General features: G+C 71.9%; 24 protein-coding genes. 11 read left to right on the top strand and 13 right to left on the bottom strand.

What is annotated here, in order from left to right; translation table 11 throughout:
* Nucleotides 1-7 precede the first annotated feature (7 nt).
* Nucleotides 8-397 (top strand): gamma-glutamylcyclotransferase, encoded by a 390-nt coding sequence (locus ACIBCT_RS16010; protein ID WP_399189030.1) that lies wholly within the window; start codon nucleotides 8-10, stop codon nucleotides 395-397.
* Entirely contained in the window at nucleotides 394-1,788 is a 1,395-nt protein-coding gene (gene hydA / locus ACIBCT_RS16015; RefSeq protein WP_399189032.1) for a dihydropyrimidinase, read from the top strand. Before ACIBCT_RS16010 ends, hydA begins: the two co-directional genes overlap by 4 nt.
* A gap of 163 nt (nucleotides 1,789-1,951) precedes the next feature.
* Here the strand turns inward: hydA and ACIBCT_RS16020 are convergent, their stop codons facing one another.
* The 4 genes from ACIBCT_RS16020 to ACIBCT_RS16035 form a co-directional block, all read right to left on the bottom strand.
* Nucleotides 1,952-2,572 (bottom strand): phosphoribosylanthranilate isomerase, encoded by a 621-nt coding sequence (locus tag ACIBCT_RS16020; protein ID WP_399189034.1) that lies wholly within the window; start codon nucleotides 2,570-2,572, stop codon nucleotides 1,952-1,954.
* Nucleotides 2,573-2,647: 75 nt separating this feature from the next.
* On the bottom strand, nucleotides 2,648-4,300 hold the full coding sequence (locus ACIBCT_RS16025) for a penicillin-binding transpeptidase domain-containing protein (RefSeq protein ID WP_399189036.1): 1,653 nt from the start codon (nucleotides 4,298-4,300) through the stop codon (nucleotides 2,648-2,650).
* Between the two features lie 227 nt (nucleotides 4,301-4,527).
* Nucleotides 4,528-5,346, bottom strand: a complete 819-nt coding sequence (locus ACIBCT_RS16030; protein WP_399189038.1) for a PIG-L family deacetylase — start codon at nucleotides 5,344-5,346, stop codon at nucleotides 4,528-4,530.
* 244 nt (nucleotides 5,347-5,590) lie between these two features.
* Complete coding sequence (locus ACIBCT_RS16035; RefSeq protein ID WP_399189441.1) at nucleotides 5,591-6,826, bottom strand: serine hydrolase domain-containing protein; 1,236 nt, start codon at nucleotides 6,824-6,826, stop codon at nucleotides 5,591-5,593.
* A gap of 375 nt (nucleotides 6,827-7,201) precedes the next feature.
* Here ACIBCT_RS16035 and ACIBCT_RS16040 point away from each other — a divergent pair, with 375 nt between their 5' ends.
* Nucleotides 7,202-7,969 (top strand): MarR family transcriptional regulator, encoded by a 768-nt coding sequence (locus ACIBCT_RS16040; protein WP_399189040.1) that lies wholly within the window; start codon nucleotides 7,202-7,204, stop codon nucleotides 7,967-7,969.
* Between the two features lie 345 nt (nucleotides 7,970-8,314).
* On the opposite strand, the gene ACIBCT_RS16045 is transcribed toward ACIBCT_RS16040, so the two are convergent.
* Nucleotides 8,315-8,680 (bottom strand): SgcJ/EcaC family oxidoreductase, encoded by a 366-nt coding sequence (locus ACIBCT_RS16045; RefSeq protein ID WP_399189042.1) that lies wholly within the window; start codon nucleotides 8,678-8,680, stop codon nucleotides 8,315-8,317.
* An 88-nt stretch (nucleotides 8,681-8,768) separates the two neighbouring features.
* On the opposite strand from ACIBCT_RS16045, the gene ACIBCT_RS16050 reads away from it, so the two are divergent.
* On the top strand, nucleotides 8,769-9,410 hold the full coding sequence (locus ACIBCT_RS16050) for a TetR/AcrR family transcriptional regulator (protein ID WP_399189045.1): 642 nt from the start codon (nucleotides 8,769-8,771) through the stop codon (nucleotides 9,408-9,410).
* Nucleotides 9,411-9,645: 235 nt separating this feature from the next.
* Here ACIBCT_RS16050 and ACIBCT_RS16055 read toward each other — a convergent pair whose 3' ends face one another.
* From ACIBCT_RS16055 to ACIBCT_RS16075, 5 genes are all read right to left on the bottom strand, one after another.
* Nucleotides 9,646-10,155, bottom strand: a complete 510-nt coding sequence (locus ACIBCT_RS16055; protein WP_399189047.1) for a hypothetical protein — start codon at nucleotides 10,153-10,155, stop codon at nucleotides 9,646-9,648.
* 229 nt (nucleotides 10,156-10,384) lie between these two features.
* Entirely contained in the window at nucleotides 10,385-11,680 is a 1,296-nt protein-coding gene (locus tag ACIBCT_RS16060) for a Gfo/Idh/MocA family protein (RefSeq protein ID WP_399189049.1), read from the bottom strand.
* A gap of 73 nt (nucleotides 11,681-11,753) precedes the next feature.
* Nucleotides 11,754-13,025: an ABC transporter substrate-binding protein gene (locus ACIBCT_RS16065; RefSeq protein ID WP_399189051.1), complete on the bottom strand. Its 1,272-nt coding sequence runs from the start codon at nucleotides 13,023-13,025 to the stop codon at nucleotides 11,754-11,756.
* A 60-nt stretch (nucleotides 13,026-13,085) separates the two neighbouring features.
* The gene (locus ACIBCT_RS16070) at nucleotides 13,086-13,946 is read right to left on the bottom strand and encodes a carbohydrate ABC transporter permease (protein ID WP_344905588.1); all 861 of its coding nucleotides are present in this window, start codon (nucleotides 13,944-13,946) and stop codon (nucleotides 13,086-13,088) included.
* The gene (locus ACIBCT_RS16075; RefSeq protein ID WP_399189054.1) at nucleotides 13,930-14,910 is read right to left on the bottom strand and encodes a carbohydrate ABC transporter permease; all 981 of its coding nucleotides are present in this window, start codon (nucleotides 14,908-14,910) and stop codon (nucleotides 13,930-13,932) included. Before ACIBCT_RS16075 ends, ACIBCT_RS16070 begins: the two co-directional genes overlap by 17 nt.
* A gap of 330 nt (nucleotides 14,911-15,240) precedes the next feature.
* Between ACIBCT_RS16075 and ACIBCT_RS16080 the strand changes: the two genes are divergently transcribed.
* Complete coding sequence (locus tag ACIBCT_RS16080; RefSeq protein ID WP_399189056.1) at nucleotides 15,241-15,693, top strand: VOC family protein; 453 nt, start codon at nucleotides 15,241-15,243, stop codon at nucleotides 15,691-15,693.
* A gap of 117 nt (nucleotides 15,694-15,810) precedes the next feature.
* On the opposite strand, the gene ACIBCT_RS16085 is transcribed toward ACIBCT_RS16080, so the two are convergent.
* Nucleotides 15,811-16,773: a LacI family DNA-binding transcriptional regulator gene (locus ACIBCT_RS16085; RefSeq protein ID WP_399189058.1), complete on the bottom strand. Its 963-nt coding sequence runs from the start codon at nucleotides 16,771-16,773 to the stop codon at nucleotides 15,811-15,813.
* A 147-nt stretch (nucleotides 16,774-16,920) separates the two neighbouring features.
* Here ACIBCT_RS16085 and ACIBCT_RS16090 point away from each other — a divergent pair, with 147 nt between their 5' ends.
* From ACIBCT_RS16090 to ACIBCT_RS16105, 4 genes are read left to right on the top strand one after another with little or no spacing between them, the layout of a single operon-like run.
* The gene (locus ACIBCT_RS16090) at nucleotides 16,921-17,808 is read left to right on the top strand and encodes an NAD-dependent epimerase/dehydratase family protein (protein ID WP_399189060.1); all 888 of its coding nucleotides are present in this window, start codon (nucleotides 16,921-16,923) and stop codon (nucleotides 17,806-17,808) included.
* 14 nt (nucleotides 17,809-17,822) lie between these two features.
* Nucleotides 17,823-18,689, top strand: coding sequence for a 5-dehydro-4-deoxyglucarate dehydratase (locus ACIBCT_RS16095; protein WP_399189062.1), 867 nt, complete (start codon nucleotides 17,823-17,825; stop codon nucleotides 18,687-18,689).
* Nucleotides 18,686-19,729, top strand: coding sequence for a mandelate racemase/muconate lactonizing enzyme family protein (locus ACIBCT_RS16100; protein ID WP_399189064.1), 1,044 nt, complete (start codon nucleotides 18,686-18,688; stop codon nucleotides 19,727-19,729). Before ACIBCT_RS16095 ends, ACIBCT_RS16100 begins: the two co-directional genes overlap by 4 nt.
* Nucleotides 19,726-21,765 (top strand): DUF6807 family protein, encoded by a 2,040-nt coding sequence (locus tag ACIBCT_RS16105; RefSeq protein ID WP_399189066.1) that lies wholly within the window; start codon nucleotides 19,726-19,728, stop codon nucleotides 21,763-21,765. The genes ACIBCT_RS16100 and ACIBCT_RS16105 overlap by 4 nt, the downstream gene beginning before the upstream one ends.
* A 93-nt stretch (nucleotides 21,766-21,858) precedes the next feature.
* Here the strand turns inward: ACIBCT_RS16105 and ACIBCT_RS16110 are convergent, their stop codons facing one another.
* Nucleotides 21,859-22,953, bottom strand: coding sequence for a Gfo/Idh/MocA family protein (locus tag ACIBCT_RS16110; protein ID WP_399189068.1), 1,095 nt, complete (start codon nucleotides 22,951-22,953; stop codon nucleotides 21,859-21,861).
* Nucleotides 22,938-23,645 (bottom strand): ThuA domain-containing protein, encoded by a 708-nt coding sequence (locus ACIBCT_RS16115; RefSeq protein ID WP_399189070.1) that lies wholly within the window; start codon nucleotides 23,643-23,645, stop codon nucleotides 22,938-22,940. The genes ACIBCT_RS16110 and ACIBCT_RS16115 overlap by 16 nt, the downstream gene beginning before the upstream one ends.
* A 52-nt stretch (nucleotides 23,646-23,697) precedes the next feature.
* Between ACIBCT_RS16115 and ACIBCT_RS16120 the strand changes: the two genes are divergently transcribed.
* Complete coding sequence (locus ACIBCT_RS16120) at nucleotides 23,698-24,855, top strand: proline racemase family protein (protein WP_399189072.1); 1,158 nt, start codon at nucleotides 23,698-23,700, stop codon at nucleotides 24,853-24,855.
* Entirely contained in the window at nucleotides 24,852-25,805 is a 954-nt protein-coding gene (locus ACIBCT_RS16125) for an ornithine cyclodeaminase family protein (RefSeq protein WP_399189074.1), read from the top strand. Before ACIBCT_RS16120 ends, ACIBCT_RS16125 begins: the two co-directional genes overlap by 4 nt.
* Nucleotides 25,806-25,871 lie beyond the last annotated feature (66 nt).

Here is a 25,871-nt window from a genome sequence, read left to right on the forward strand (position 1 = left end):
GGACCAGGTGGAGAGTCTGCGCATGTTCGTCAACGGCCAGGCGATGTCGGGCGGCAGCCTGAACGACGCGCTGGCCGGGGCGAGGTTCCTCGGTCCGGCCGAGACCGCCCCCCGCTACCGGTTCTACTCGGTACGCGACGAGTTCCCCGGCCTGTCGCCCGTCCCCGGCGGCGGGCACGCGGTGCCCGGCGAGCTGTACGAGGTCACCTACGAGATCCTGCGCGAGCGCCTGCTGCCGGGGGAACCGCCCGAGCTGGAGCTGGGGGTGATCGAGCTGTCGGACGGGAGCGGGTCGCTCTGCATGCGGATGCGCGCCGAGGCGATCTCCGCGCCGGGAGTGACCGACATCAGCGAGGCCGGCGGCTGGCGGGCCCACCTCGGGCGGAGCGTCCGGTGAGGGCATCGCTGGTGGTTCGCGGCGGCACCGTGGTGGAGGCCGGGTGGTCGGCCCGGGCGGACGTGTTCGTGGCGGGCGGCGTCGTCGTCGCCCTGACCGAGCCGGGCACGCCCGCCCCCTCCGGCACCGTCGAGATCGACGCGGGCGGCGCGCTGGTGATGCCCGGCGGCGTCGACCCGCACTGCCACGTCGGTTTCACCTCCGGCGACTTCACCTCGCTGGACGACCACGCGCGGTGCACCACGGCGGCGGTGTTCGGCGGCACCACCACGATCGTGGACTTCGCGATCCCGCGCCCCGGTCAGACGCCCGCCGACGTGGCGTACGCCCAGCGGGCCAAGGCGTCGCAGGGACTGTGCGACAGCGCCCTGCACGCCTGCGTGGTGGAGTGGGACGCGACCGTGCCCGCCCAGCTCGCCGCGCTGGTCGCCGACGGCATGCCGACGGTGAAGATGTTCACCACCTACCGCGGCGAGACCATGGCGAACGAGGACACGATCCTGCGGACCATGACGGTGCTGCGCGACCTGGGCGGCCTGGTGGTGATCCACTGCGAGGCCGACCACATCATCGGGGACGCCCAGGAGCGCTGCGCGGCCTCGGGCCGGATCGGCGCCGAGCACATGGCGGCGACCCGGCCGGAACTGGCCGAGACGGCGTCGGTGGCCGAGGTGCTGGCCATCGCCGAGTCGCTGCGCGCCCCGGTCTACTTCGTCCACCAGTCGACCGCGGAGGCGGTGGAGCTGGTGGCCGCGGCCAGGCGCCGCGGGGTCGCCGCCTTCACCGAGTCGGTCGCCCACCACCTGGTGCTGGACGACGGCCTGTACGGCGGGCCGGTTCCGGAGCGGTTCGTCTGCTGCCCTCCGCTGCGTCCCCGTGGCGTGGTCGACGCGCTGGCCCGCCACCTGTTCACCGGGGAGATCACCACGATCGGCAGCGACCACTGCTGCTACGACGTGGCGCAGAAGGAGTCGCGCCGCTCCGACGTGCGGGTCATGCCGAACGGGCTGCCCGGGGTGGAGACCAGGCTCCCGGTGATCTTCTCGGAGTTCGTCGCGGGCCGCGGGCTGCCGGCCACCCGGTTCGTCGAGCTCACCGCGGCCGGCCCCGCACGGACCAACGGCCTCTATCCCCGCAAGGGCACGCTGATGCCGGGGGCGGACGCCGACATCGCGATCTGGGATCCCTCGGCGCGCTGGACGGTGACCTCCGGCGACCTGCACATGGCCACCGACTACACCCCGTACGAGGGCATGACGCTGACCGGGCGCCCGCGGACCGTGCTGGTGGGCGGGCGGGTGGTGGTGCACGACGGGGTGCTCGCCGACCCGGCTCCGCGCGGGCGGCACATCGCGGCGGGACCGATCACGCTGACCCCGTCCCTGCTGTGACCCCGTCCCCGCTCCGAACCCCTCCGGTCCCTGCTCTGAGCCCGTCTCTGCTGCGAGCCCGTTCTTGCTGTGAGCCCGTCCCTGCTGCGAGCCCGTTCTTGCGCTGAGCCCGTTCCTGCTCCGGGCCCGCCGCCGACGCCGCCGTTCCCCACCGGGGCGTCGCTCAGCCGTCGCCCTCCCCCACCGCCGTCCCGGCCGCGCCGCGGGCGGCGGTGACGAAGTCCGCGATGAGCCCGGCGTCCTTGACCCCGGGCGCGACCTCCACCCCGCTCGACACGTCCACCCCCCACGGGCGGGCGGCGGCGATCGCCCCGGCCACGTTCGACGGGTCCAGCCCTCCGGCCAGCATCCAGCGGCCCTGCGGGCGCCCGCGCACCGCCGCCCAGTCCCACGGTTCCCCGGAGCCGGGCCTGGGCGCGTCGACGATGAGCAGGTCCTCGTCGAAGGCGCCGCAGCGCAGGTCGGTACCGGCCGCCCCGGCCCGGACCAGGGTCAGGCCCAGGTCCTCGAGCGCGGTGAAGTCCTCGTGCGGGTGGTCGCCGTGCAGCTGGATCCCGCGCACGCCCGCCTCCAGCGCGGCGGCGCGGACCTCCCCGGGCGGTTCCCCGGCGAACACCGCCACGGTCAGCACGTGCTCCGGGACCGCCGAGGCCAGCTCCCGCGCCCGCGCGGGGGTGACCCGCCGCGAGCTCCTGGTGAGGACGAATCCGATGGCGTCGGCGCCCGCCTCGACGGCGGCCGTCACATGTCCGGGCTCGCGGAGCCCGCAGATCTTCACGTACACCCTGTGTACGGTAGCCCGTCATCCTGCCCGCCCGCTCCCGCCGTCGTGACGGACCGGGTCACCGCGGGAGGGGGGTCACAGCGCGTTCAGGAACCTGGCGGCGAGCGGTGCCGCGACCTGTCCCCCGGCGCCGCCGTGCTCCACGAACACCGCGAAGGCCAGGGAGTCCCGGTACCCGATGAACCAGGCGTGGTCCTCGCCGCCCTCGACCTCGGCGGTGCCGGTCTTGCCCGCCGTGCCCGCGGGCAGACCGGCCTGGGCGGCAGTGCCGCGGGCGACCACGGCGTCCATCATCGTCCGCAGGCCCCCGGCCACGCCGTCGTCCAGCGGCACCGGCTGCGGCGAGTCCGCGGGAGGCCGCTCGGTCATGATGGCGGGCCTCCAGACGCCGCTCGCCACCGCGGCGGCCGTCTCGGCCATGCAGAGCGGGCTGGCCTGTACGGAGTTCTGGCCGATGGCGTCGGACCCCAGCTCGTCGGGGGTCGTGTACGGCCGGATCCGGCAGGTGCTCAGTCCCGGCTTCTCCCGGAAGCCGAACCGGTCGGCGGCCTCGGCGCGCAGCCGGTCGTCGCGCAGCCGCTCGTAGGTCTGCTGGGCGAAGGTGGTGTTGCAGGACAGCGCGAAGGCCGTGCTCAGGGGGACGGTGCCGTGGTCGATCCCGTCGGAGTCGGTGAAGGGCCTGCCGTTCGGGAGGGTGTAGGAGGCCGGGCAGGCGACCGGTGAGTCCGGGGTCAGTCCGGAGCGCAGCAGCGCGGCGGCCGTCACCACCTTGAACGTCGACCCCGGGGGGTACAGGCCGTTGAAGGCCTTCCGTCCGCCCAGCGAGTCCGCCACCGCGCGCACCTGGCCCGTCCGGACGTCCACGGCCACGATCGCGGAGGGCCGCACGCTCCCGTCAAGGGCCCGGGCCGCGGCGGCCTGCACGGGCTGGGAGATCGTGGTCCTGGCCCCGGACCGCTTCTCGGGCCGGGAGGACTGCAGCGTCCTGCCCGACGGCTCCTCCAGCAGCTTCACCTCGACGGCGATCCCGTCCAGGCCGGTGAAGTAGTCGCCCGCCCTGCTCTCCCGGGGGAACGGCCGTCCCTCGCGGGTGAGGGTGGCCGGGGTCCGGACCTCCCTCTCCTTCAGCCGCAGGCTCCCGCCGTCCTTGAGCGAGGGATGCATCGTCTCCGGGGCCCAGAGCACCTTCCACGTCCCGTCGCGCAGCGCCAGACGCAGCACCGAGGCGAAGGGCCACCGGCCCAGCCCGGTGACCTCCCGTACCCCGTTGAAGGACAGCTCGGCCGTCTCCGTCTCCTGCGCGCGCAGCTCACCGGCGGTGAGGGAGAGCGAGGTGACCCGCAGCTCGGTGTCGAACCGGCGGTGCCGGTCGGCGAGGTCGGCCGGTGGATCGGCGACCAGGGCTGTCATGGCGGCGAGGTCACCGGCCTGCCAGGCGGCGAGGTAGCCCCGCCCGGCCCACTCGGGTCCCTCCTGCGGGGTCGGCGTGACCGGGACCGGCGACAGGGAGGGCGGGGAGGGCGCCGCGGAGGACGGCGCCCCCTCGGCCTCCTCCGCCTCTCCGGTCTCCTCGGCGTCCCCGGCGGCGTCTTCGGCCGCGTCGGCGGGCAGGGGGCGGGGCGACGGGGAGGCCACGCCCCTGCCGGGAGCCGCCACCACCGCGTACGCACCGAAGATGACGATCATGACCGCCGACACGATCAGCGCGAGGAGCCGTCGATCCCGCATACCGTTTACTCCCCTGGGTTTCCACGGTTGCTCACCAGAGAAAAGATCGTAAAGGCGGGCACCATGGCGAACCAGGCTTCTCCGGACATCGGTACCGGAGCGTAGCTTCGGCGTGCCCGGCCGTCCCCCGGCCGTTCCCGGTCAGGGAGGGCCGGGGAGGGCCGGGGACGACCGGGGGACGGCCAGGAACGGTCGGGGACGGCTGGGGACGGCCGGGGACGCGGCCCTCAGCGGAGGCCGTCGAAGAGGTCGTCCTCCCGGTCGGCCGCCCCGGGAACGCGGTTGATCACGCGGATGAACGCCTCGGTCCCCAGGACCTGCTGCTGCGCCTCGGGGGGCATGCGCAGCATGAAGATGCTGTCCCCCTGGCTCGCGTGCGCCTCCAGGGCCTTGCGCTTGCGCTCAACGTACGGCGCCACGTCGATCATCGCGGTGATCTGCTCCTGCGGGACCCCGAAGTCGTCGGGAAGCTCGAGCTCCTCGGACGGGACCCCGGCCGCGCGGAGGAGCTCGAACAGCTCGGCGATCCCCTCGCGGGGCACCGCGGTGTGGTACAGCTTGGCGGGGATCCCGCAGGCCTCGGTCGCGGCCATGGCGATCCGGTGCGCCTGGATGTGGTCGGGGTGGCCGTAGCCGCCGTTCTCGTCGTAGGTGACCACGACCTGCGGGCGGTAGCGTTCCATCAGTTCGGCCAGCCGCGCCGCGGCCCGTTCCACCGGGACGTTGGCGAAGGCGTCCTCGGCCTTGTTCCCGTCCCAGCCGTCCATGCCCGAGTCGCGGTAGCCGAGCAGTTCCACGTGCTCGATCCCCAGGTGGGCCACGGACGCGCGGAGCTCCTCCAGCCGCAGCGCGCTCACCGCCGCCTCGTCATGGCCGGGCTCGCCGGGCTTCACCCCGCCGGGGGCGTCCCCCTGCTCCCCGTTCGTGCAGGTGACCAGGACGGTGCGGATGCCCTCCTCGGCGTACCGGGCGAAGATCCCGCCTGTCCCGAGGACCTCGTCGTCGGGATGGGCGTGCACGGCCATCAAGGTCAACTTTTCGCTCATGATCTCCACCCGTTCGTTCAGGAAAGCGCTGCGGATCGGCCCACTCTATGGCGGCCCTCCGACAGCCCCGGGCGGCAGGTGAACCATCGTGAACGACGACGGCCGGTCACTCCCCGGCCGGAAGGCGCCGTTCCCGGTGAGGACGCGCCGGATCGGTGGCCGATGCCGGATGCGGCGACGACGCCCACCTGGGCGCCGCGCCGGCCGGGCGCGGCCCGGGGAACCCCACCCGGCCACCGGCGGCTCACCGTCGGTCGTCGATCGCCTGGTAGAGCGTGGTCCAGAAGTCGTGGATGACGTGAGCCGAATTCGGGACGGACATCCCGACCTGGGTGAGCAGGATCCCGGTGAGCCGGTTCTCCGGGTCGGCGTAGGTCGAGGTGCCGCTTCCGCCGTCCCAGCCGAACTGGCCGACGGGCGCGTAGTCACCACGGTAGGTGCGCACCGCCATCCCGAAGCCCCAGCCGCCGTGCTGGCCCTGGCCGAATGACAGATGGACGTTGTTGACGGCCATGGCGTGCCGGGGTGCCTGCTGCTCGGGTGTGAGGCGGTTGGTGGTCATCAGCTGGACGGCGGGCCGGGACAGGATCCGTTCGTTCCCGTGCATCCCGTGGTTCAGCAGCATCCGGAAGTAGGCGTGGTAGTCGTCGGCGGTGGAGACCAGCCCGCCGCCGCTGCCCTGGAACGCCGGGGGGCTGCTCCAGCGCCCGCCCTCGGCCTCGTCCCACACGTGGAACTCGCCGGTCTGCGGATCCGGGGCGTACAGGGCCGGCAGTCGGTCGATCTTGTCGGCGGGCACGTGGAAGGCGGTGTCCTTCATGCCCAGCGGGTCGAGGACGCGTTCGCGCAGGAACGTCTCGAACGACCGGCCGGCGACCCTGGCCACCAGCACGCTGAGCACGTCGTGGCTGATCTGGTACTGCCAGTGCTCCCCGGGCTGGTGCATCAGCGGCAGTGTGCCCAGGCGGCGCATCCACTCGTCCGGCTCGGGCATCGGCTCCGGGAGGTCGGGCGTGAGCCCCTGCTCGAAGATCGCGCCCATGATCGGAGCACCCAGCGCCGTCATGTCCATGCCGAGCCCGAACGTGGAGGTCAGCAGGTCCCGTACGGTGATCGGCCGCCGCGCCGGCACGGTGTCGTCCAGCGGGCCGTCGATCCGCTTCAGCACCCGCCGGTCGGCCAGCTCGGGCAGCCACGGATCCACCGGGTCGTCCAGCCGCAGCCTGCACTCGTCCAGCAGGACCATCGCCGCCGCCATCGCGACCGGCTTGGACGTCGAGGCCATCCGGAAGATCGTGTCCCGGCGCATCGGCGCGCCACCGTCATGGCGCATCGTCCCGATCGCCTCGACGTGCGTCTGGTCGCCCCGGCCGACCAGGGCGACGAGCCCGGGGACCTTCCCGGAGTCGACATGCCGGGTCAGCACCTCGCGCAGTCTGCGCAGCCCCGCCTCGGAGAAGCCGCCGTTGCCCTGTCCCATCATCAATCTCCTTGCGTACAGCGTTCGATCCGCCGGACCCGCCCCAGGCCTGGCGCTCATGACTTCGACGAGCGGCGCACGGGGGTCGGGGTGAACTCGGTCACGGGATCCCCTGCGGCGCCACCGGCGTCCGCCATCGTTCGGGAATCCCTGAACGTCTGTGACGCTACATTGCATTTACAAATTCGTCAACGTAGAAGGAAGGCAGAAACCTCTGCTGTAGCTGGCAAATTGAACTTTCTTTGCAATGACTCTGCAGCTGAATGCAATGGCGGATCGGGCTTGCATTGCAATGGGGTGCGCGTGAATGCATACTGTGCAGCGAGTACGCACGCACAGAGCCCTGAGCATGCGGCAGACAGGAGACGAGCGCCGATGCCCGGAGGCAGACTCACCGACGAGGACCGCCGGCGCATCACCGCGGGGCTTGCCGAGGGACTCGGATACGCAGAGATCGGCCGGCGCCTGGGGCGTCCCGCCTCGACGGTCATGCGGGAGGTCACCCGCAACGGCGGGCCCGACGGCTACAGCGCGGACCGGGCACAGGAGGCCACACGGCAGCGTGCGCGCCGGCGCGGGCAGGCCCGGCCTCCGGCGCCGCCCATCCCCGACAGCGGCCACGGACGGGACCCCCGGGCGGTCCAGGAATTCACGGAGTCCTTCACCGCCCTCCTCGTCCAGCAGGGGCTGCCCCGGATGGAGGCCAGGGTGCTGGCCTGCCTGTACACCACCGACTCCGGCGCCCTCACCGCCGCCGACCTGGTCCAGCGGCTTCGCGTCAGCCCGGCGTCGGTCTCGCACGCCGTCGCCTACCTCGAACAGCAGGGCATGCTCCGCCGGGAACGGGATCCCGGCGTACGGCGCGAACGCTATGTCGCCGACGACGAGATCTGGCTCCGATCCATCCTCGCGGCCCTGCAGATGAACGAAGCCCTCGCGGCCGCGTCGCGGCGCGGAGCCGAGATTCTCGGGGCCGCGACCCCGGCGGGCGCCCGCTTCGAGTCCTCCGCCGAGCTCCTTCTCCTCGTGAGCGAGGCCTTCCGGCAGGTCATCGAGCAGTGGCGGCGGGGCCCGGCCGCGCGGAGCGCCCGGCACCCGGGCGGCGGAGGCGGTGACGGCTCCTCGGAGCCGTCACCGGTGTGAGGACACCCACGGCGCCGAAGGGCCGGCCCGGACCCGTGGTGATCGGGTGGCAGGGGGCTCCCGATCCCCCGCGGGTGTGCGGCCCGCGCCGGCCGGCTCCGCGCACCACGGCTCCGGAGACGGAAAAGGCCGGCCACCACCCGACGGTGACCAGCCTGCGCGCCTCGTCGGCCGGGAGGCATCGGAACGGAAAGGCACGCCGAGAGGACCGGCCCGGCGCGCTCGGCGGGACCTTCCGTTCCGGTGTTCTTCAGCCTCCGGCACGGACCTGCCGGCCAGGGCTCGACGGGTGACGCGCGGCGACACCGCCCTGCCGACCGGGGGCTCCGATGACCGGGGCCATGCTCACGACGTCAGCACCGGGGTGGTCTGAGCCAGCGCGATCCGCCAGGTGCCGTCCTCTTTGACCAGCACGAACGTCAGCGCTCCGGTACGGCCGTCGTTGACGTGCTTGATCAGGCCCGCGATCGCCACGTCCGGTCGCAGGAAGGTGACGTCGAGCAGCTCGTTCCTGGTCAGCACGTCCTTCAGCGGGGTGCGCAGCGCCTTGGCCATGGCCTCCCTGACCTTGTCGCGGCCACGCAGCCGGATCCCGATGAAGTTGACCAGGGACACCTCCTCGGTCAGCAGCCCGGTGAAACCGGCCACGTCGCTCTGCAGCTCTTCGGCGTCGCGGACGACGTGCTCGATCGCCTTGACATCGGGGTTCATGTCGCATCTCCTCAACTAGCGGAGCGATTCACTCCGCTTTGAAGGTATATCGGAGCGAATCGCTCCGCAACTGTTAGACTCCGTGGCGATGACCACACGCAGAGACCTCACGGAACGCAACGACCGCGCACTGCTCCAGGCCGCGCGCGACGTGCTCGCGGAAGACGGCGCGCACGCCTCCGTCGCCGCCATCGCGACCCGGGCAGGCGTCGGCATCGGCAGCCTCTACCGCCGCTACAAGACCAAGGAAGAGCTGTTCCAGCAGCTCAGCCTCCTCTCCCTCGACCACTGGAACGAAGCGGCCGAGCAGGGCCTGGCCGACCCCGACCCATGGGCAGGACTGGCGGCGTTCATCCGCGGCTGCGTCGAGTTCGGGCAGGGCTCGCTGGCGCCCGTCGCCGGCACCATCGAGGTCACCCAGGAGATGAGCGCCAAGGCCCGCCGCGGCGACGAACTGCTCGACGAGCTGGTACGACGAGCACACCGGGCCGACGTCCTGCGCAAGGAGGTGACCTCGGTCGACATCTCGCTGCTCATCGAGCAGCTGGGCCGTTCCCCGCTGGTCGATCAGCTTCGCAAGCAGGGCAGGGACGACCTGCTGCCCGCCGCCGCCGAGGCTCGTCGGCGGCTGATCGCGATAGCGCTCGACGGGTTGCGGCCGGGACACGACCCGTTGCCCGGTTCCCCGCCGGGCCAGGAGCTCTTCACCGACCGCTGGTCACGGCAGTAGAGACCGTACGCGGCACCCAAGAGCCTGGAACGGGACTGCGATCTCCGGCCCGTCCTCCATCTCGGAGGGATCCGGGCGGCCGGCCGGACCATGGCCTGCCGGAACCGGACCGCCTCGACGATCGCCTCCCCGGCGAGGAGCGGTCCCGACGGGCCGTCCGTCGTCGCGTGCGCTGTCGGCGGGGACGAGACGGGGGCGCGAGCCGCTCAGGGAACGACTCGCGCCTCGTCACCGCTCACCGGTTGCGCAGGGTGAACGTCACGACGGTCCGGTCGTCGCGCACCCTGTCCACGTCGTTCTGCACCCGGACCTGCTTGGTGACGCTCTGGCCCGGCCAGATCAAGGATCTGGGCATGCTCCCCACGCCCTTCAGCGCGTTGGTCTCCGCGCTGTCGCCCTCGAAGAACCTGATGCTGATGTTGTCCAGCGTCAGTACGTGGCCGGAGCGCTGGAGCCGGTAGTGGATCTCGGTTCGGATCTCCCCGCCGCACTTCCCGAAGTACCAGTGGTTCACCGCTGGTCCGCCGACGCGCCCGGTGTTGCTGATCGGGATTCTGTGGGTGCACCGCTCGTTCCTGCCGAACCGCTCGTAGTCCATCATGTCGAACACGACGGTGCCGGTCGCGTGCCAGTTCTGCTGCGAGGTCGCCCGGGCGGCCGTCGCCGTGGCGCTCTGAGCAAGAACGCCAAGGAACAGGACTCCGGTGGTGGCGCTGATTCCGAGAACGCGGACGGTACGGTTCACCGGGACTCCTTCGGTGGGGACGACGCCGTCCGTGGTGAACCGGTGGGCCCGGCCGCGGACGACGTGTCGTCGGGTTCTGTCCACAGTGGTAACCCGATCCGCCTGCAACGCGCTTTCAGTCTTCTTGTCCACCGCACGCGCGCCGCTCGATATCGCGAGGTGTCGTGAGATGCGGCGAGGTGGCAGGAGACGTCGCGCGCCCGCCGGGCGTCCGGGCCCTCGTCCGGCGTCAGCTCGCCTGCCGGGTGCCGCCGTCCTCCAGCAGGACGGGAGCGCCGCTCGCGGCGGACAGGTTGGCCGAGACCCCGACCATCACGCTGGCGACACCGGCGCGGTGCCCGGCCTGGCGGCCCAGGGGGTCCTCTCCGGCGCCGCGGAAGATGTCGTTCAGCATCAGGGCGTCGCCGCCGCCGTGGCCGCCCGCGCCCGAGGAGATGGCGATCTCCTCCGGCTCGTTCCAGTGCCGGTGCAGGACGAGCCTCTCGGAGGCGCCGGGGGCGCGGGACTTGTCTGCGGCGGTCGGGTCGATCGCGGCCCGCGGCGGGGTCCAGGCGCGTTCGACGACCTCCAGCTCCAGCCGTCCCCCGGTGCCGTTGACGGCCACCCGGTAGCCCTCGAAGGGGCCGTGGGCGTTGAGGGAGTAGGTGAGCATCGCCCCGCGGGAGTAGCCGACGAGGACGGCCATGTTGTCCTCGATGGTGACGCCCTCACCGAACACGTCCTGGTCGCGGTGGTAGCCGTCCTCGTGCTCGGCGTCCAGGTAGAGGCGCTTGAGCCGGGGGTCGGCGGAGATGTCGAGCAGGTAGGGGTCGGTGCCGAGCCCCGGCGCGCCGGCGGCGCGCTCCGGGCGGTCGCCCAGGCCGCGGGCGCGGGCGTTGTCGGCCCCGTAGAACCGCAGCGCCGAGCGGGCGTAGACCGAGGTGGCGGTGTCGGCCAGCCACCAGTTGGCCAGGTCGAAGTGGTGGGTGGACTTGTGCACCAGCAGGCCGCCGGAGCTGGCCTTGTCGCGGTGCCAGCGGCGGAAGTAGTCGGCGCCGTGGATGGTGTCCAGGACCCACTCGAAGTGCACGGAGGTGACGTCGCCGATCGCCCCGTCGGCGATCAGCCGGCGGACGGCGCTGTTGCGCGGGGAGTAGCGGTAGTTGAAGGTGACGACGAGCCGGCCGGTGCTCCGCTCGGCGGCCTCGATGACGGCCGCGCAGTCCTCGGCGGTGGTGCACAGCGGCTTCTCCACGATGACGTCCTTGCCCGCCTCCAGCGCGGCGACGACGTATCGGGCGTGGGTGGCGTCGACGGTGGCGACCACGACCGCGTCGGCGAGTTCGAGCATCTTGTCGAACTCGTGCGGCGCGAAGGACGGGACGTCGTGGCCGATGCGGTCGAGGTAGTAGCCGATCCGGGTCCGGTTGACGTCGCAGAGGGCGACGATCTCGCCGGTGTCGCTCCACTCCCCGAGCAGCGCGTCGATGTACAGCTGTACCCGGTGGCCGAGTCCGACGAAGGCGTATCGCATCAGGAACCCCATGAAGAGAATGGTGGAGACGACCGTGCCGTACGGCTCGGTGTGAGCCGTACGGCACGTCAGGTGAGAACGATCGTCACTTGGTGAGGGTGGCGTTGGCCTCGGTGATGAAGGCCTTCGCCGCGTCGTCCGCGGTGGCCTTGCCGAACAGCACCGAGTCGGTGGCGCGCTTGAGGATGTCCTCCATCTCCATGGCGCCCTTCGGCGGAACGGTGATCGGGCTCAGCTCGCTCTTGATCGAGTCGATGAAGGTGAGCACCTTCTGGTCGGCCGGGGTCAGCTTGTCCTTGATGGCGGTGACGACCTTGGCGTTGGTCGGCATGCCGCGGTCGCTGAGCAGGATGCCGCCCGCCTCGGGGTCGTTGACGAGGAAGTCGACGAACTTCTGGGCGGCGTCGGCCTTCTCGGTCCTGGCGGAGATCGTGTAGTACATCGCGGGCTGGAGGAACATGCCGGCGGTGGTCGCGCCCTCGGACTTCGGCATCCGCAGCAGGTCGAGCTCCTGGCCGGCGCCCTTGCTCAGCGCGGTGAGCTGGTTGCTCCACCAGCTGCCGAACGCGCTGGCGTTCGTGGCGAGCAGGGCCTGGTCGACCTTGGTGCCGGTCTCCAGCATCTGGGCTGCGTCAGGGCCGGCCTTGGTGGAGATGATCTTCTGCAGGAGGGCCCACCAGTCCTTGATGGTCTGCTCCGACAGGCCGATCTTGCCGTCCTTGTAGAACTGCTCCCCGCGCTGGGCGGCGTACAGCTGCAGGAAGGCGGGGTTCTCGTTGTACTCGGTCCCCCAGACCTTGCCGTCACCCTTCTCGGTGATCTTCTGGGAGAGCGCGATGTAGTCGTCCCAGGTCCAGCTCGTGTCGTCCGGGACCTTCTCGCCGGCCTTCTCCACCGTCGCCTTGTTGACGATCATCGGGAAGGTGTTGACGCCGGTGGGGATGGCGAACTGCTTGCCGTCGACCTGGCCGGCCTTGAGCACGTCCTGGTCGAGGTCGGTGGTGTTGACCTTGCCGTTGAGGTCGGCGAGGGTGCCTCGGCCGGCGTACTCGGCCAGGCCGCGGATCTCGATGGACATGACGTCGGGGGCGTCGCCGGCCGCGGACTTGGTGGCCAGCTTCTCGTAGTAGCTGTCCCAGTCGGAGAAATCGCCTTCGATGTCGATCGTCGGGTTCTTCTTCTCGAACGCGGCGATGGCGGACTCCGTCAGCTTCTGCCGGGCGTCGCTGCCCCAGTACGAGAAGACGACCTTCGTCTTCCCGCCGGATTCGCCGGCCTCACCGCCGCCGCCGCTGCCGCAGGCGGTGGCCGATATCGCGAGCAGGGTGACGGCGGTGGCCGCCTTGATGATCTTCATGAGACGCCTCGAAGGATAGAGGTGGGGAGGATGGGGGGTGATGTCAGGTGATCGGTGGAACTATTTGAGGCCGGTGGTCGCCATGCCCCGGACGAGATACTTCTGGCCCGCGAGGAAGAAGCCGAAGATCGGGCCGAGGGAGATGATCGACATCGCGAACAGCGGCCCCCAGGAGGACTCACCGCTGGAGTCCATGAACTGGCGGAGCGCGACGGGCACGGTGAGGTTGTCGGAGTTGGTCAGGTAGAGGTTCTGGGTGAAGAAGTCGTTCCAGGTCCAGATGAAGGTGAAGATCGCGGTGGTCGCCAGCGCGGGCACGCACAGCGGCATGATCACCCGGATGAACGTGCGCCAGTGACCCGCGCCGTCGATCGCCGCCGCCTCGTCCAGCTCCCTGGGCAGGGTCCGGATGAACTGGACCATCAGGAAGATGAAGAACGCGTCGGTGGCGAGGAACTTCGGCGCGATGATCGGCCAGATCGTGTTGATCCAGTCGAACTTGGCGAACATGATGTACTGCGGGACGACCGTGACGTGGTGCGGCAGCATGATCGAGCCGAGCATGATCGCGAACCACACCTTCTTCAGCGGGAACTCCAGCCGGGCGAAGGCGTATGCCGCGAGCGAGCAGGCGAGCAGGTTGCCGACGACCGCCAGGACCGTGATGACGGCCGAGTTCCACAGGTAGTAGCCGAAGGTGTGCTTGAGCGCGGCCCAGCCCTCGGTGTAGTTGGCACCCGTCACCTCGGTCGGCACCAGCCCGGGCTCCCGGAAGATCAGCTCTTCCGGCTTGATCGAGCTGGAGATCATCCACAGCAGCGGGTAGAGCATGAACAGCCCGAAGGCGATCAGCAGTACGTGCCTGACCAGGCGCGGGGCGGGCCGGAACAGGACCGGCACGCGCTTACTTGTCGTCGCCATAGAAAACCCAGAATCGAGACATGAGGAAGTTGACACCGGTCAGGACCGCGATGATGAGCAGCAGCACCCAGGCCATGCCGGCCGCGTAGCCCATCTCGTAGTTCTTGAAGCCCTTGATGTAGAGGTAGAGCGTGTAGAAGAGGGTCGAGTCCACCGGCCCGCCGTTGCCGCCGCTGACGATGAACGACTGGGTGAAGGACTGGAAGGACTTGATCACCTCCAGCACCAGGTTGAAGAAGATGATCGGGGTGAGCAGCGGCAGGGTGATCGAGCGGAACTTCCGCCACCTGCCGGCGCCGTCGACCGAGGCCGCCTCGTAGAGGTTCTGCGGGATCTGGCGGAGCCCGGCCAGGAAGATGACCATCGGGGCTCCGAACGTCCACACGTGCAGGATGATCAGCGTCCACAGCGCGGTGTCCGGGCTCGTCACCCAGCCCTGGCCCTCGTAGCCGAACAGGCCCAGGAACGAGTTCACGATGCCGTCGGTGCCGAAGATCTTCCGCCACAGGATCGAGATCGCCACGCTGCCTCCCAGCAGCGAGGGCAGGTAGAAGACCGAGCGGTAGAACGGCAGGCCGCGCAGCCCCCGGTCCAGCACGAGCGCCAGTCCCAGCGCGAAGGCGAGCTGCAGCGGGACGGACACCACGACGTAGGTGGTCGTCACCTGCAGCGAGGTAATGAACCGCTCGTCCTGGGTGAACATCTTCACGTAGTTGTCCCAGCCGACCCACTGCGCCTCGGTCAGGAGGCTGTAGTCGGTGAAGGACAGGTAGAGCGAGGCGATCATCGGTCCGAGCGTGATCGCGAACAGACCGATGAACCAAGGGGCCAGGAACAGATAGGCCGCCCGCGCCTGAGATCGGCTGCGGGAGCTCTTGATGCGCCGGTGGTCGGGAGGATCCACCTTTTCGGGGGGCGTGACCGGCACTTCGGTCGTCCCCGCCGTTGCGGGACTCAGCGTCATCACTGGCCCTTCGGGGAGTCGGTGAATTGGTAGCGCTTTTCCTATAGCTTTACCGGCCGGGACGTCAACCCTTTGCAGTGAGCTGGCTCACGAGTCGCAACGCCGGGTTTTTACGTTTTCCCAGTTCAAGTCGCATTTCGACAGCCGAAGGACGAGCGGAAAAATCTCGTTCCAATACCGGTTAATACAACCGATTGCAGTAACGGACGGTGATCGTTCCCCCGTGCTCCGGGCGGGAATCGCCTGGTGGCCGCCCCCGGCGGAACCCCGCGCCGGCCTCGCAGGCCCGTCGGTTGCGGCCGCGTTTGCGTAACCCTTATAACTGGTTACATGGCATTGACATGGAAACTGGTCATCGACAGCACGGACGCGCCCGCCCTGGCGGACTTCTGGGCCGCGGCCCTGGAGTACGAGGTGGAGGATCCCGGCGCGCTGATCGAGCGGCTGCTGGCCGCCGGTCACCTCGGCGAGGAGGCGGTCGCCGAGCACCGCGGGCGCAGGATCTTCCGCGGCTACGCCGCGATCCGCCACCCCGAGGACCCGTTCGACGAGGTCAGCGGGATCGGACACGGCCGGCGGCTGCTCTTCCAGGACGTGCCCGAGAAGAAGTCCGGCAAGAACCGCCTGCACGTCGACGTCCACTCCGGGCCGGGCGGTCTCGACGGGCTGGTGACCCGGCTGGAGGGGCTGGGGGCGGCCCGCGTCCGCGAGATCGACAAGGGGCCCGCCGGGCACTGGTGGCTCATGCGGGACCCCGAGGGCAACGAGTTCTGCGCGACGTAGGCCCGGCCGCCGCCCACCGCGGACGGGCGGCCCGGCCTACCGCGGACGGGCGGCTCTCCAGGGCCGGGGCGCGGCCGATGGACTCCGGTGCCGGTGGCCTCCCGGCGGGACCGCCGCTCAGGCGGTCCCCTTCGGGGGCGCGGTGGAGTCACGGACCACCAGGTGGGTCTCCAGGACGGTCGCGGCGCTCATCGACTGGATGAGGAGGTCGACCGCCATCCGGCCGGCGGCGCCGGCGGGCATCGCGACCGTGGTGAGCTTGGGGCGGTACAGCCGGCCGGTGGCGCTGTCGTCGAAGCCGATCACGCTGACGTCGCCCGGCACGTCGACCCCGAGCGCCTCCAGTCCCTCGATGATGCCGATGGCGAGCAGGTCGTTGTAGGCGAGCACGCCGGTCACCCCCGCCTCGGCGACCCTGGCCGCCGCGGCGATGCCGCCCTCCTCGGTGGGAGGGTTGGGGCCGATGACGACCGCGTCGAGCCCGGGGATCTCCGCGACGGCCCTGCGGATCTCGCCGCTGGTCCACGACCCGGCCGGGCCCGTCACCAGGGCGACGCGCCGGTGGCCGAGCGCGGTCAGGTGCTCCACGGCCACGCGGGCGCCGTGGGCCACGTCCATCACGACCGTGGTCAGCCCGCGGATGAGCCGGTTGACCAGCACGAACGAGACGCTCTCGGAGAGCTTCTCCAGCGCCTTGTTGGACAGGCGCGGCCCGCACAGCACGATGCCGTCGACCTGTTTGGAGAAGGCCAGGATGAGCTCCTCCTCCTCCGACGGGTTCTCGTCGGTGTCGGCCACGAACAGATGGTAGTCCTGGCGGCGGGCGGCCGCCTGGGCCGCCTTGATCAGCGACGAGAAGAACGGGTTGGCCAGATCGGGCACGATCAGCCCGATGTTGTTGGTACGGCCCGTCTTGAGCGAGCGGGCCGCCCGGTTGGGCCGGTAGTCGAGCTCCTCGGCCACCGCCAGCACCCGGGTCCGGGTCTCGGCGTTGACCAGATGGGGAGCCGAGAAGGTCCGGGAGACCGTCGACACATGAACGCCTGACGCGTGGGCGACGTCCCGGATGGTCACTGACATGCCGCACACCCTAACGCAACCGTTTGCAGGTGGGTCAATCATTCTGAGACCGGTTGCCGGTGCTTAAGCCCGCTCACTTGACGTATTGTCTCGCCTGGCGCGATTGTTTACTGCAACTGATTGCAGTCTTCAGAAGGAGCCCACACGGTGAGCAGAGTGCTCGTCACCGGTAGCGCGGGCCGGCTCGGCCGCAGCGTGGTCACCTCGCTCGCGGCGGCCGGACACGAGGTGATCGGCGTGGACAGCGCGCCGGGAACCCCGCGCGAGGCCGCCTCGACCCTTCCTGCGGACCTCACCGACCTGGGTGAGGCCCACTCGGTGATCGCGCGGTTCCGGCCCGAGGCGGTGGTCCACCTGGCGGCCATCGCGGTGCCGTTCAGCCGTTCCGAGGCCACCACGTTCCGCGTCAACACCCAGCTCGCCTTCAACGTCTGCGCGGCCTCGGTCGCCCTGGGGGTGGAGAGGCTCGTCGTGGCCAGCAGCCCCACGGTGATCGGGTACGGCGCACCGGGCGGCTGGACCCCGGACTACCTGCCGCTGGACGAGGACCACCCGGTGCGGCCCTGGCACGCCTACAACCTGTCGAAGGTCGTGGCCGAGCAGACCGTGCAGACGTTCGCGCGGGCCGGTGACACCACCCGGATGGCCGCGTTCCGGCCCTGCTTCGTCGTCGCGCCCGAGGAGTGGGAGGGCGCGCCCACCCAGTCCGGGCACACGATCACCGAGCGGCTGGATCGGCCCGAGATCGGCGGGGTCTCCCTGTTCAACTACCTCGACGCCCGCGACGCCGGTGACTTCATCGACACGCTGCTGACCAGGCTCCCGCTGCTGGAGAACAACGGCGAGATCTTCTTCGCGGGCGCGGCCGACGCCCTGGCGCGCGAGCCGCTGGCCGAGCTGCTGCCGACCGTCATGCCGGAGACGAAGGCGCTCGCCGCCCCCCTGACCGGAACCTCCCCCGCCTTCTCCTCCGCCAAGGCCGAGCGGCTGCTCGGCTGGACCGCCAAGCGCAGCTGGCGCACCGAACTCTCCTGAAAGAAACTCTGATCATGAATCTCGATGGTGTCCTGTTCTTCCCCGTGACCCCCTTCGGCCCGGACGGCGAGCTCGCGTCCGGGGTGCTGGCCGACCACGTCCGGCAGGGGCTGGAGCACGGGCCCGGCGGGGTGTTCGCCGCCTGCGGGACCGGCGAGTTCACCGCGCTGTCGGAGGCCGAGCACGCCGAGGTCGTCCGGGTCGCGGTGAAGACGACGGCCGGGGCCGTCCCGGTGTTCGCCGGAGCGGGCGGGCCGATCGGCGCGGCGCTCGCCCAGGCGCGGGCCGCCCGCGAGGCGGGCGCCGACGGGCTGCTGCTCATGCCGCCCTACCTCGTCCAGGGCCCCGGTTTCCCCGAGTACGTGCGGGCCGTCGCCGCCGAGCTCCCGGTGATCATCTACCAGCGCGGGCCGATCGCGCTCGAACCGGAGGCCGCGGTCGAGCTGGCCGCGATCCCCGGCGTCATCGGTGTCAAGGACGGCCTGGGCGACATCGACCGGATGCAGCGGATCGTGCTGGCCGTCCGGGAGAGCCGCCCGGACTTCCTGTTCTTCAACGGGCTGCCGACCGCCGAGCTGACCCAGCCCGCCTACCGGGCGCTCGGCGTCGGCCTGTACTCCAGCGCGGTGTTCTGCTTCGCGCCCGAGATCGCCACGGCGTACCTGAACGGCGACGAGCGGCTGATCGCCGAGTTCTACGCGCCGCTGGTGCGGCTGCGCTCCAAGGTGCCGGGGTACGCGGTGTCGCTGGTCAAGGCCGGGGTACGGCTGCGCGGGCTGGACGTGGGCGGGGTACGGCCGCCGCTGGTGGCGGTGACGCCCGAGCACGAGGCCGAGCTGCAGGCGCTGATCACCTCGGGACTCGCCCTGGTGGCTTCGTGATCAAGGATCTGACGGTCACGCTGCGGTCGGTGCCCCTGGCCCGGCCCTGGGGCGCGGACGTGCCCTTCAACCACGTGCTGCTCGTCACGGTCACGCTGGAGGACGGGCGGAGCGGCACCGGGATCTCCTGGACGCCGCAGATCGGGGCGCAGGCGGTCAAGGCGCTGCTGGAGCACGACGTCCGCGACGCCGTGATCGGCCTGCCGGCGCATCCGGAGCTGGTGTGGGACCGGCTGTCGGCCCACCTGAGCGAGGCGGGACGGTCCGGGATCGTGCCGATCGCCCTGGCCGGGGTGGATCTGGCGCTGTGGGACCTGCGCTGCGGCGAGCGCTCGCTGGTCGAGGTGCTCGGTGCGCGGCGCGAGAGCGTCCCCGTCTACGGCAGCGGCATCAACCGCCACTACACGCTGGAGGAGCTGCGCGCGCAGGCCGGGCGGTGGGTCGCCGCCGGGTACACCGCCGTCAAGATCAAGGTCGGGCGTCCCTCGCTGGCCGAGGACGTCGAGCGGGTGGCGGCGGTCCGCGAGGTGATCGGGCCGGACCGGGTGCTGATGATCGACGCCAACCAGCGGTGGGACCTGCACCGGGCCCGCGTCGCGATGCGCGCCCTGGAGCGGTACGACCTGTTCTGGATCGAGGAGCCGCTTCCCGCCGACGACCTGGCCGCCCAGGTGGAGCTGCGGCGCGGCATCGGCGTCCCGGTCGCGGTCGGCGAGAACGTCACCACCGTCCACGGGTTCCGCGACCTGCTGACGGCGGGCGCCTGCGACGTCGTCCAGCCGAACCTGGTACGGGTCGGCGGGATCACCCCGTTCCTGCGGATCGCCGAGCTGGCCCGCGCCTTCGGCGTCCCGGTCTACCCGCACCTGCTCACCGAGCTGTCCGGCCAGCTCGCCCTGGCACTGCACCATCCCGCGATGGTGGAGAGGGTCGAGGACGCCGCGCTGGCCGACCTCGGCCTGCTCGCCTCCCCCCTCCCGGTGGAGATCACCGGGCCGGAGCTGCGGGCGACCGGGGCGCCGACGAGGTGGGCGCCGTGAAGCCGGTGCGCGTGGTGGTCGCCGGGATCCACGGTCACGGGCGCAACCACGTGGAGAACGTGCGGCGCCTGGCCGCGACCGGGCGGGCCGAGCTCGCCGGGGTCTGCGACACCCGCCCGGCGCCCGACCTGGGCGTGCCGTGGTCGGCGGACCTGTCGTCGCTGATCACCGAGACCGGCGCGGAGGCGGCGGTGATCGCGACGCCGATCCACACCCACGCGCCGCTGGCCGTCGCGGCCCTGCGGGCCGGGGCGCACGTGCTGCTGGAGAAGCCCCCCACCCCCTCGGTGCGGGAGTTCGAGCAGATCACGGCGGCCGTGGCCGAGACCGGGCTGGCCTGCCAGGTCGGCTTCCAGTCGCTCGGCTCGGCGGCCGTCCCCGCGGCGGCCGGGCTGCTGGGGGAGCCGATCCGCGCCATCGGCGTCGCCGGGGCCTGGACGCGCCCGTTCTCCTACTACACGCGCGCACCCTGGGCGGGGCGGCGCCGGCTGGACGGCGTGGACGTCATGGACGGCGCGCTGACCAACCCGTTCGCGCACGCGGTGGCCACCGCGCTGGCCGTCGCCGGGGCCGACGCGGTCTCGTCGGTCGAGGGGATCGAGCTGGAGCTGTACCGGGCCAACGCGATCTCCTCCGACGACACCTCCAGCGCCCGGCTCCGCCTCGCCGACGGCACCGTCATCGCGATCACCGTGAGCCTGTGCGCCGAGCGCCGGACCGAGCCCTACCTGCACCTGCACGGCGACACCCGCTCGGCGCTGCTCTTCTACACCCTCGACGAGGTCGAGGTGGACGGCGTGCGCACCGGTTTCGACCGGTCCGACCTGCTGGCCAACCTCCTGGCGCACATCAGGGAGGGCGAGGAGCTGCTGGTGCCGCTGGAGCGGACCGGCGGTTTCACCCGGCTGCTCGACGAGATCCGCCGCGCCCCCGACCCGCTGCGCGTCGAGGGCTCCCGCACGGAACCGTCCCGGCTGGTGCTGCCGGGCGTCGAGGCCCTGGCGGTGCGCGCGGCGGCGGAGCTGAGGACCCTGTCGGAACTCGGCTTCCCCGGCGTCCTCGGTGCCCGGACGACCGCGCCGGCCACGCCCGCGGAACCGGCGGAACCGGCCGTGCCGACACGGCCGGCATCGGCGGAACCGGCCACACCGGCCGTGTCGGCCACACCGGTGACCTGGCCCGAGTCGCTGCTGCGTGCCGGTTCGCGGGAGGTCGCGACCTACGTCCGGCGGGGGGACCTGCGGCCGACGGACGCGCCCCGGCCCCATCTGCACCCGGTCCGCACCCTCGGCGGGACGCTCGTGACCGAGACCCAGCCCGCCGACCACGTGCACCATTTCGGGGCGAGCGTGGCGATCTCCGATGTCAACGGGGTCAACTTCTGGGGCGGCTCCACCTACGTGCCCGGTACCGGACCGGTGGTCCTGCCCAACCACGGGCGGCAGCGGCGGCGCCTCCTGCGTCCCGTGGACGGGGGCTTCGCCGAGCGGCTGGACTGGGTCGGGCCGGACGGCACCGTCCTGGCGGCCGAGGAGCGGACCCTGGTGGCCCGTACCGTGCCCGGCGCCTGGGCGCTGGACGTCGCCTTCACGCTGCACAACCGGACCGGCGAGCCGCTGTCGATCCAGAGCTCGGCCTGCAAGGGCCGGGCCGGAGCCGGTTACGGCGGGTTCTTCTGGCGGGCGCCCAAGGACTCCCCCGGGCTGGACGCCTTCACCGCCGACGCCTCCGGTGAGCGGGCCGTGCACGGCAGCCTCTCGCCCTGGCTGGCGCTGACCTGCGACGACTGGAGCCTGCTGTTCGTGCAGACCCTCGGGCTCGACCCGTGGTTCGTCCGCGTGGCCGAGTACCCGGGCGTCGGACCGGCCCTGGCCTGGGAGGAGCCGCTCGGCGTCCCCGACCGGCTGGACCGCGCGATCACCGTCGTGGTCGCCGACGGGCGGCTCACCGCCGAGCGGGCCCACGACCTGGCCGGGGCCGTGCCGCCCCCCGCCCCACGAGACCCACAGGGCCCGCGGGGATCCTCCGTGGCGTGAACGCGGGCGACGGGGCCGGGCTCCGGGTCCCTCCTTTCCGGGCGGTACGGGCCGGGCGGTGACACCCGGCCCGTACCGGAGGGGTCGGCGGGGTCAGCGGCCGGCGTCCCAGGTGACGGGGCGCGGCCGCTCGCACCTTCCGGCGACGCTCAGCGCCCGCCCTGAGCCCGCCGAGGCGAGCAGCGACTCCATGACGTCCAGGACGTGGTAGGCCAGCCGGCCGCTCGTGCGGGGCTCGATCCCGGGCGGGGTCAGCACGAAGTCGGCCAGGCCGTCGCCCCGGCCCGCGGGTTCGTACCCGGCGCTCACCGGGAGGGTCCGCCACCGGTCGTCCTCGTCGCCGAGGTCCTGGATCAGGACGTCCCCGTCGAAATAGTTGGGGTCGGGGAGCACCAGCGACCCCCGATCGCCGTGGACCTCCAGTTCGGGGCACCGGGTGGAGACGACGTCGAAGCTCATCACCAGGGTCGACAGCGCGCCCGAGTCGTGCACGAGCACACCCGTGACGTGCGTGTCCACGTTCACCGGGACGGTCTCGCCGCGCCGGGGGCCGGTGCCGATCGTGCGCTCGGCACGCGGGCGCCCGGCCGCCCCGATGACCGTCGTCACCGGCCCGAGCAGGGTGACCAGTGAGGTGATGTAGTAGGGGCCCATGTCCATCAGGGGTCCCCCGCCCGGGGCGTAGTAGAAGTCGGGGTGGTGGTGCCAGCGTTCGTGCCCGGGGGTGACCATGATCGCCGTCGCCGCGACCGGGCGGCCGATCAGCCCGTCGTCGATCGCCTTGCGCGCGGTCTGCGTCCCGGTGCCCAGGACGGTGTCGGGCGCGCACCCCACGCGCACCCCCGCGGCGTCGGCCGCGGCCAGCAGCTCGCGCGCCTCGGCGGTCGTGACGGTCAGCGGTTTCTCGCAGTAGACGTCCTTGCCGGCGGCGACGGCCTTGTGGGCCACCTCGGCGTGGGCCGCGGGGATGGTGAGGTTCAGCACGACGTGCACCTCGGGGTCGGCGACCAGCTCGTCCACGGACATCGCCCGCGCGCCCGGGTGGGAGCGCGCCGTCTCCCGGGCCCGCGCGGGGTCCAGGTCGGCGGCCGCCGCCAGCCTGAGCCCGGGCAGGCGCCCGATCGTCTCCAGGTACTGGCCCGCGATGGTGCCGCACCCGACGAGGCCGACGTTCACCGGCTCGCCCACAGCATCCCCCTCTCCACCAGGGTGCGCACGCTCGGGTGCTCCAGAACGTCCAGGCTGTGGCCGGGGGTGGTGACGAAGATCCTGCCCTCGCCCCACTGCCGGGTCCACACCGCCGGGGAGGTGACCTCGCGGTGCCACGGGTCCCAGGGGCGGACCTTCTGGGTCGTGGTCGCCAGCACGTCGTTGTAGTCGTCCGACAGCACCCAGTACTGCTCGGTGACGAGGTCGAAGTCCTCGATTCCCTGGACGATCGGGTGGTCGGCGGCCTCGGGCCGGATGTTCACCGTGTACGGCACGAAGTCGTGGTCCGTGGCGCCCTCGACCCGCTCGGCCGGATCCTTGCCGGGGTGGCAGGCGAACTGGCCGCCGATGAGGTGGAGGTAGTCGGAGGAGTTCCGGAAGGAGTCGGCGATGCCGCCGTGCCAGCCGGCCATGCCGGTCCCGGCGCGGATCGCCGCCTGCAGGCCGTCCAGCTGATCGGGCTCGATCGCCCCCATCGTGTAGCACTGCACGATCAGGTCCACCCCGGCCATGTAGCCGGCGTCCGCGTACCGTGCCGGGGAGTCGGCCACGTGCACGTCGAACCCGTTCCGCTCCAGGAAGGGGATGAACAGGTCGGTGGCCGCCACCGGCACGTGCCCTTCCCAGCCGCCCCGCACCACCAGGGCGACGCGGCCGTGGTTCTCCACCATGATGCCGCCTTTCGTGTGAGATGTCGGCATGATCGTGTCATCGTGACGGCCGGTGGGCAATGGAGCGGACCGGCCGGAGCGGGCCGGACGCCGCCCGGCGACGCCGGGCACGGTGGCGACCGGGACGGCACCACCGGGTACGGGCACGTACGATCCGGAAAGACCTGGTCACCAGCAGATGGGCCTCGCAATGCCGCAGTCCGACGTCCGTACCGTCGACTACCACACCGGTGGTGAACCCTTCCGCATCGTCGCGGACCCGCCGGTCGCCGTCACCGGCGGGTCGGTGGCCGACCGCAGGGTCTTCGCCGTCTCGGATCCGGCCGTCGACGGGCTGCGCCGGATGCTGTGCTTCGAGCCGCGCGGGCACGCCGACATGTACGGGGGATTCATCACCCCTCCCGACGACGACGGCGCGCTGTTCGGCGTGCTGTTCTGGCACAAGGACGGGTTCTCCACCGCGTGCGGGCACGGCACGATCGCGCTCGGGACGTGGGCCGTGGAGTCGGGACTGGTCGAGGCCGACCCCTCCGGCCTCACGGACGTGGTGATCGACGTGCCGTCCGGCCGGGTGACGGCGCGGGTGCACACCGCGGACGGCCGGGTCAGGGGCGTCGACTTCGTCAGCGTGCCCAGCTACCCGATCGCGTACGACGTCGCCGTGCCGACCACGCGGGGCGAGGTCCGGGCGGACATCGCCTACGGCGGGGCCATCTACGCGCACGTGGCGGCCTCGTCGGTCGGGCTGGAGGTGGAGCCGCGCGCCCTCGACCGGCTCATCGCCCTCGGCCGTGAGATCAAGTGGGCGCTCGACGACGGCCCCCACGCCCGCCATCCCGCCGACGACCGGCTCAGCGGCGTCTACGGCACGATCTTCTACGACGACCTGGGCGAGGACGCCGAGGGGAACCTGCACCAGCGCAACGTCACGATCTTCGCGGACGGGGAGGCCGACCGCTCCCCGTGCGGGTCGGGCACGGCCTCCCGCGTCGCCGTGCTGAGCGCCACCGGACGCCTGCGCGACGACCGCCGCCTCGTGCACGACTCCATCGTGGGATCGCGCTTCCACGCCCGGGTCCTGCGGCACGTGACGGCCGACGGGAGGGCGGCGGTCGTCCCCGTCGTCTCCGGCAGCGCCCACAAGACCGGCGAGCACCTGTTCACGGCCGACCCCGCCGACGAGCTCTTCCCCGGGTTCGTCCTGCGATGACCGAGCACGTCCCGCTGATCACCGGGGACCACCTGCGGCGGCTGCTCGGCCCCCGCCAGGCCGTCCAGGTCGTCGCCGACGCGCTGCGCGGCGGCCTCGACCCGGCCGCCGACCCCGCGCGTACCGTCGTGCCCACCGCCCACGGGCACCTGCTGCTGATGCCCGCCGAGAGCGGCGCCAGCGCGGGCGTGAAGGTCGTGACCGTGGCGCCGGACAACCCGGCACGCGGCCGGCCCCGCATCCAGGGCTTCTACCTCCTCTTCGACGCCCGGACGCTGTCCCCGGTGGCCCTGATCGACGGCATCGCGCTGACCACGCTGCGCACGCCCGCGGTGTCGGTCGCCGCGGTCCTGCCCCTGCTGCGCCGTGCGCGCGACCCGCTGCGCGTCGCCGTCTTCGGCGCGGGCCCGCAGGGACGCGGGCACGTCGACACCCTCCTCGACACCCTCTCGGGGCACCGCGGGCTCGCCGAGGTGACCTATCTCGTACGCGATCCGCGTCGCGCCGGGGTGCCCGGCCACGGCGCGGTGCCGGTCACGGTCGCCGCCTCCGGCGACGAGCGGGCCACGCGGGCCGTCTCCCGTGCGGACGTCGTCGTCTGCGCCACGACCGCCCGCGAACCGCTCTTCGACTCGGCCGTGCTCCGCGACCGGGCCGTCGTCATCGCCGTCGGCTCGCACGAACCCGGTGCCCGCGAGGTCGACGGCGCGCTGGCCGGCCGGGCGCACGTCGTGGTCGACGACGTCGCGACCGCGCTGCGCGAGGCCGGCGACGTCGTCCAGGCGATCGGGGAGGGCCACCTCGACGCCGCGCGCCTCATCCCGATGCGCCGGATCGTGACCGATCCCGCGTCGGTGGCCCTCGACCGGCCCGTGCTGTTCAAGTCCACCGGCATGTCCTGGCAGGACCTGGTCGTCGCGGCGGCGGCCCACGAGCGTCTCGGCGGCTGACCGCGGGCGCATCAGCGGCTGACCGCGGGCGCATCAGCGGCTGACCACGAGCGAGGAGAACCGGGA

The organism is Streptosporangium sp. NPDC050855, from assembly GCF_044456585.1.
GTDB classification, from domain to species: Bacteria; Actinomycetota; Actinomycetes; order Streptosporangiales; family Streptosporangiaceae; genus Streptosporangium; species Streptosporangium longisporum.

Bases quoted from the DNA above. Each gene is read 5' to 3' on its own strand.
- ACIBCT_RS16025 (WP_399189036.1), bottom strand. From the start codon at position 4,300: ATGCGGGATCGACGGCTCCTCGCGCTGATCGTGTCGGCGGTCATGATC.
- ACIBCT_RS16030 (WP_399189038.1), bottom strand. From the start codon at position 5,346: ATGAGCGAAAAGTTGACCTTGATGGCCGTGCACGCCCATCCCGACGAC.
- ACIBCT_RS16035 (WP_399189441.1), bottom strand. From the start codon at position 6,826: ATGGGACAGGGCAACGGCGGCTTCTCCGAGGCGGGGCTGCGCAGACTG.
- ACIBCT_RS16040 (WP_399189040.1), top strand. From the start codon at position 7,202: ATGCCCGGAGGCAGACTCACCGACGAGGACCGCCGGCGCATCACCGCG.
- ACIBCT_RS16045 (WP_399189042.1), bottom strand. From the start codon at position 8,680: ATGAACCCCGATGTCAAGGCGATCGAGCACGTCGTCCGCGACGCCGAA.
- ACIBCT_RS16050 (WP_399189045.1), top strand. From the start codon at position 8,769: ATGACCACACGCAGAGACCTCACGGAACGCAACGACCGCGCACTGCTC.
- ACIBCT_RS16060 (WP_399189049.1), bottom strand. From the start codon at position 11,680: ATGGGGTTCCTGATGCGATACGCCTTCGTCGGACTCGGCCACCGGGTA.
- ACIBCT_RS16065 (WP_399189051.1), bottom strand. From the start codon at position 13,025: ATGAAGATCATCAAGGCGGCCACCGCCGTCACCCTGCTCGCGATATCG.
- ACIBCT_RS16070 (WP_344905588.1), bottom strand. From the start codon at position 13,946: ATGGCGACGACAAGTAAGCGCGTGCCGGTCCTGTTCCGGCCCGCCCCG.
- ACIBCT_RS16075 (WP_399189054.1), bottom strand. From the start codon at position 14,910: ATGACGCTGAGTCCCGCAACGGCGGGGACGACCGAAGTGCCGGTCACG.
- ACIBCT_RS16080 (WP_399189056.1), top strand. From the start codon at position 15,241: ATGGCATTGACATGGAAACTGGTCATCGACAGCACGGACGCGCCCGCC.
- ACIBCT_RS16085 (WP_399189058.1), bottom strand. From the start codon at position 16,773: ATGTCAGTGACCATCCGGGACGTCGCCCACGCGTCAGGCGTTCATGTG.
- ACIBCT_RS16095 (WP_399189062.1), top strand. From the start codon at position 17,823: ATGAATCTCGATGGTGTCCTGTTCTTCCCCGTGACCCCCTTCGGCCCG.
- ACIBCT_RS16115 (WP_399189070.1), bottom strand. From the start codon at position 23,645: ATGGTGGAGAACCACGGCCGCGTCGCCCTGGTGGTGCGGGGCGGCTGG.
- ACIBCT_RS16125 (WP_399189074.1), top strand. From the start codon at position 24,852: ATGACCGAGCACGTCCCGCTGATCACCGGGGACCACCTGCGGCGGCTG.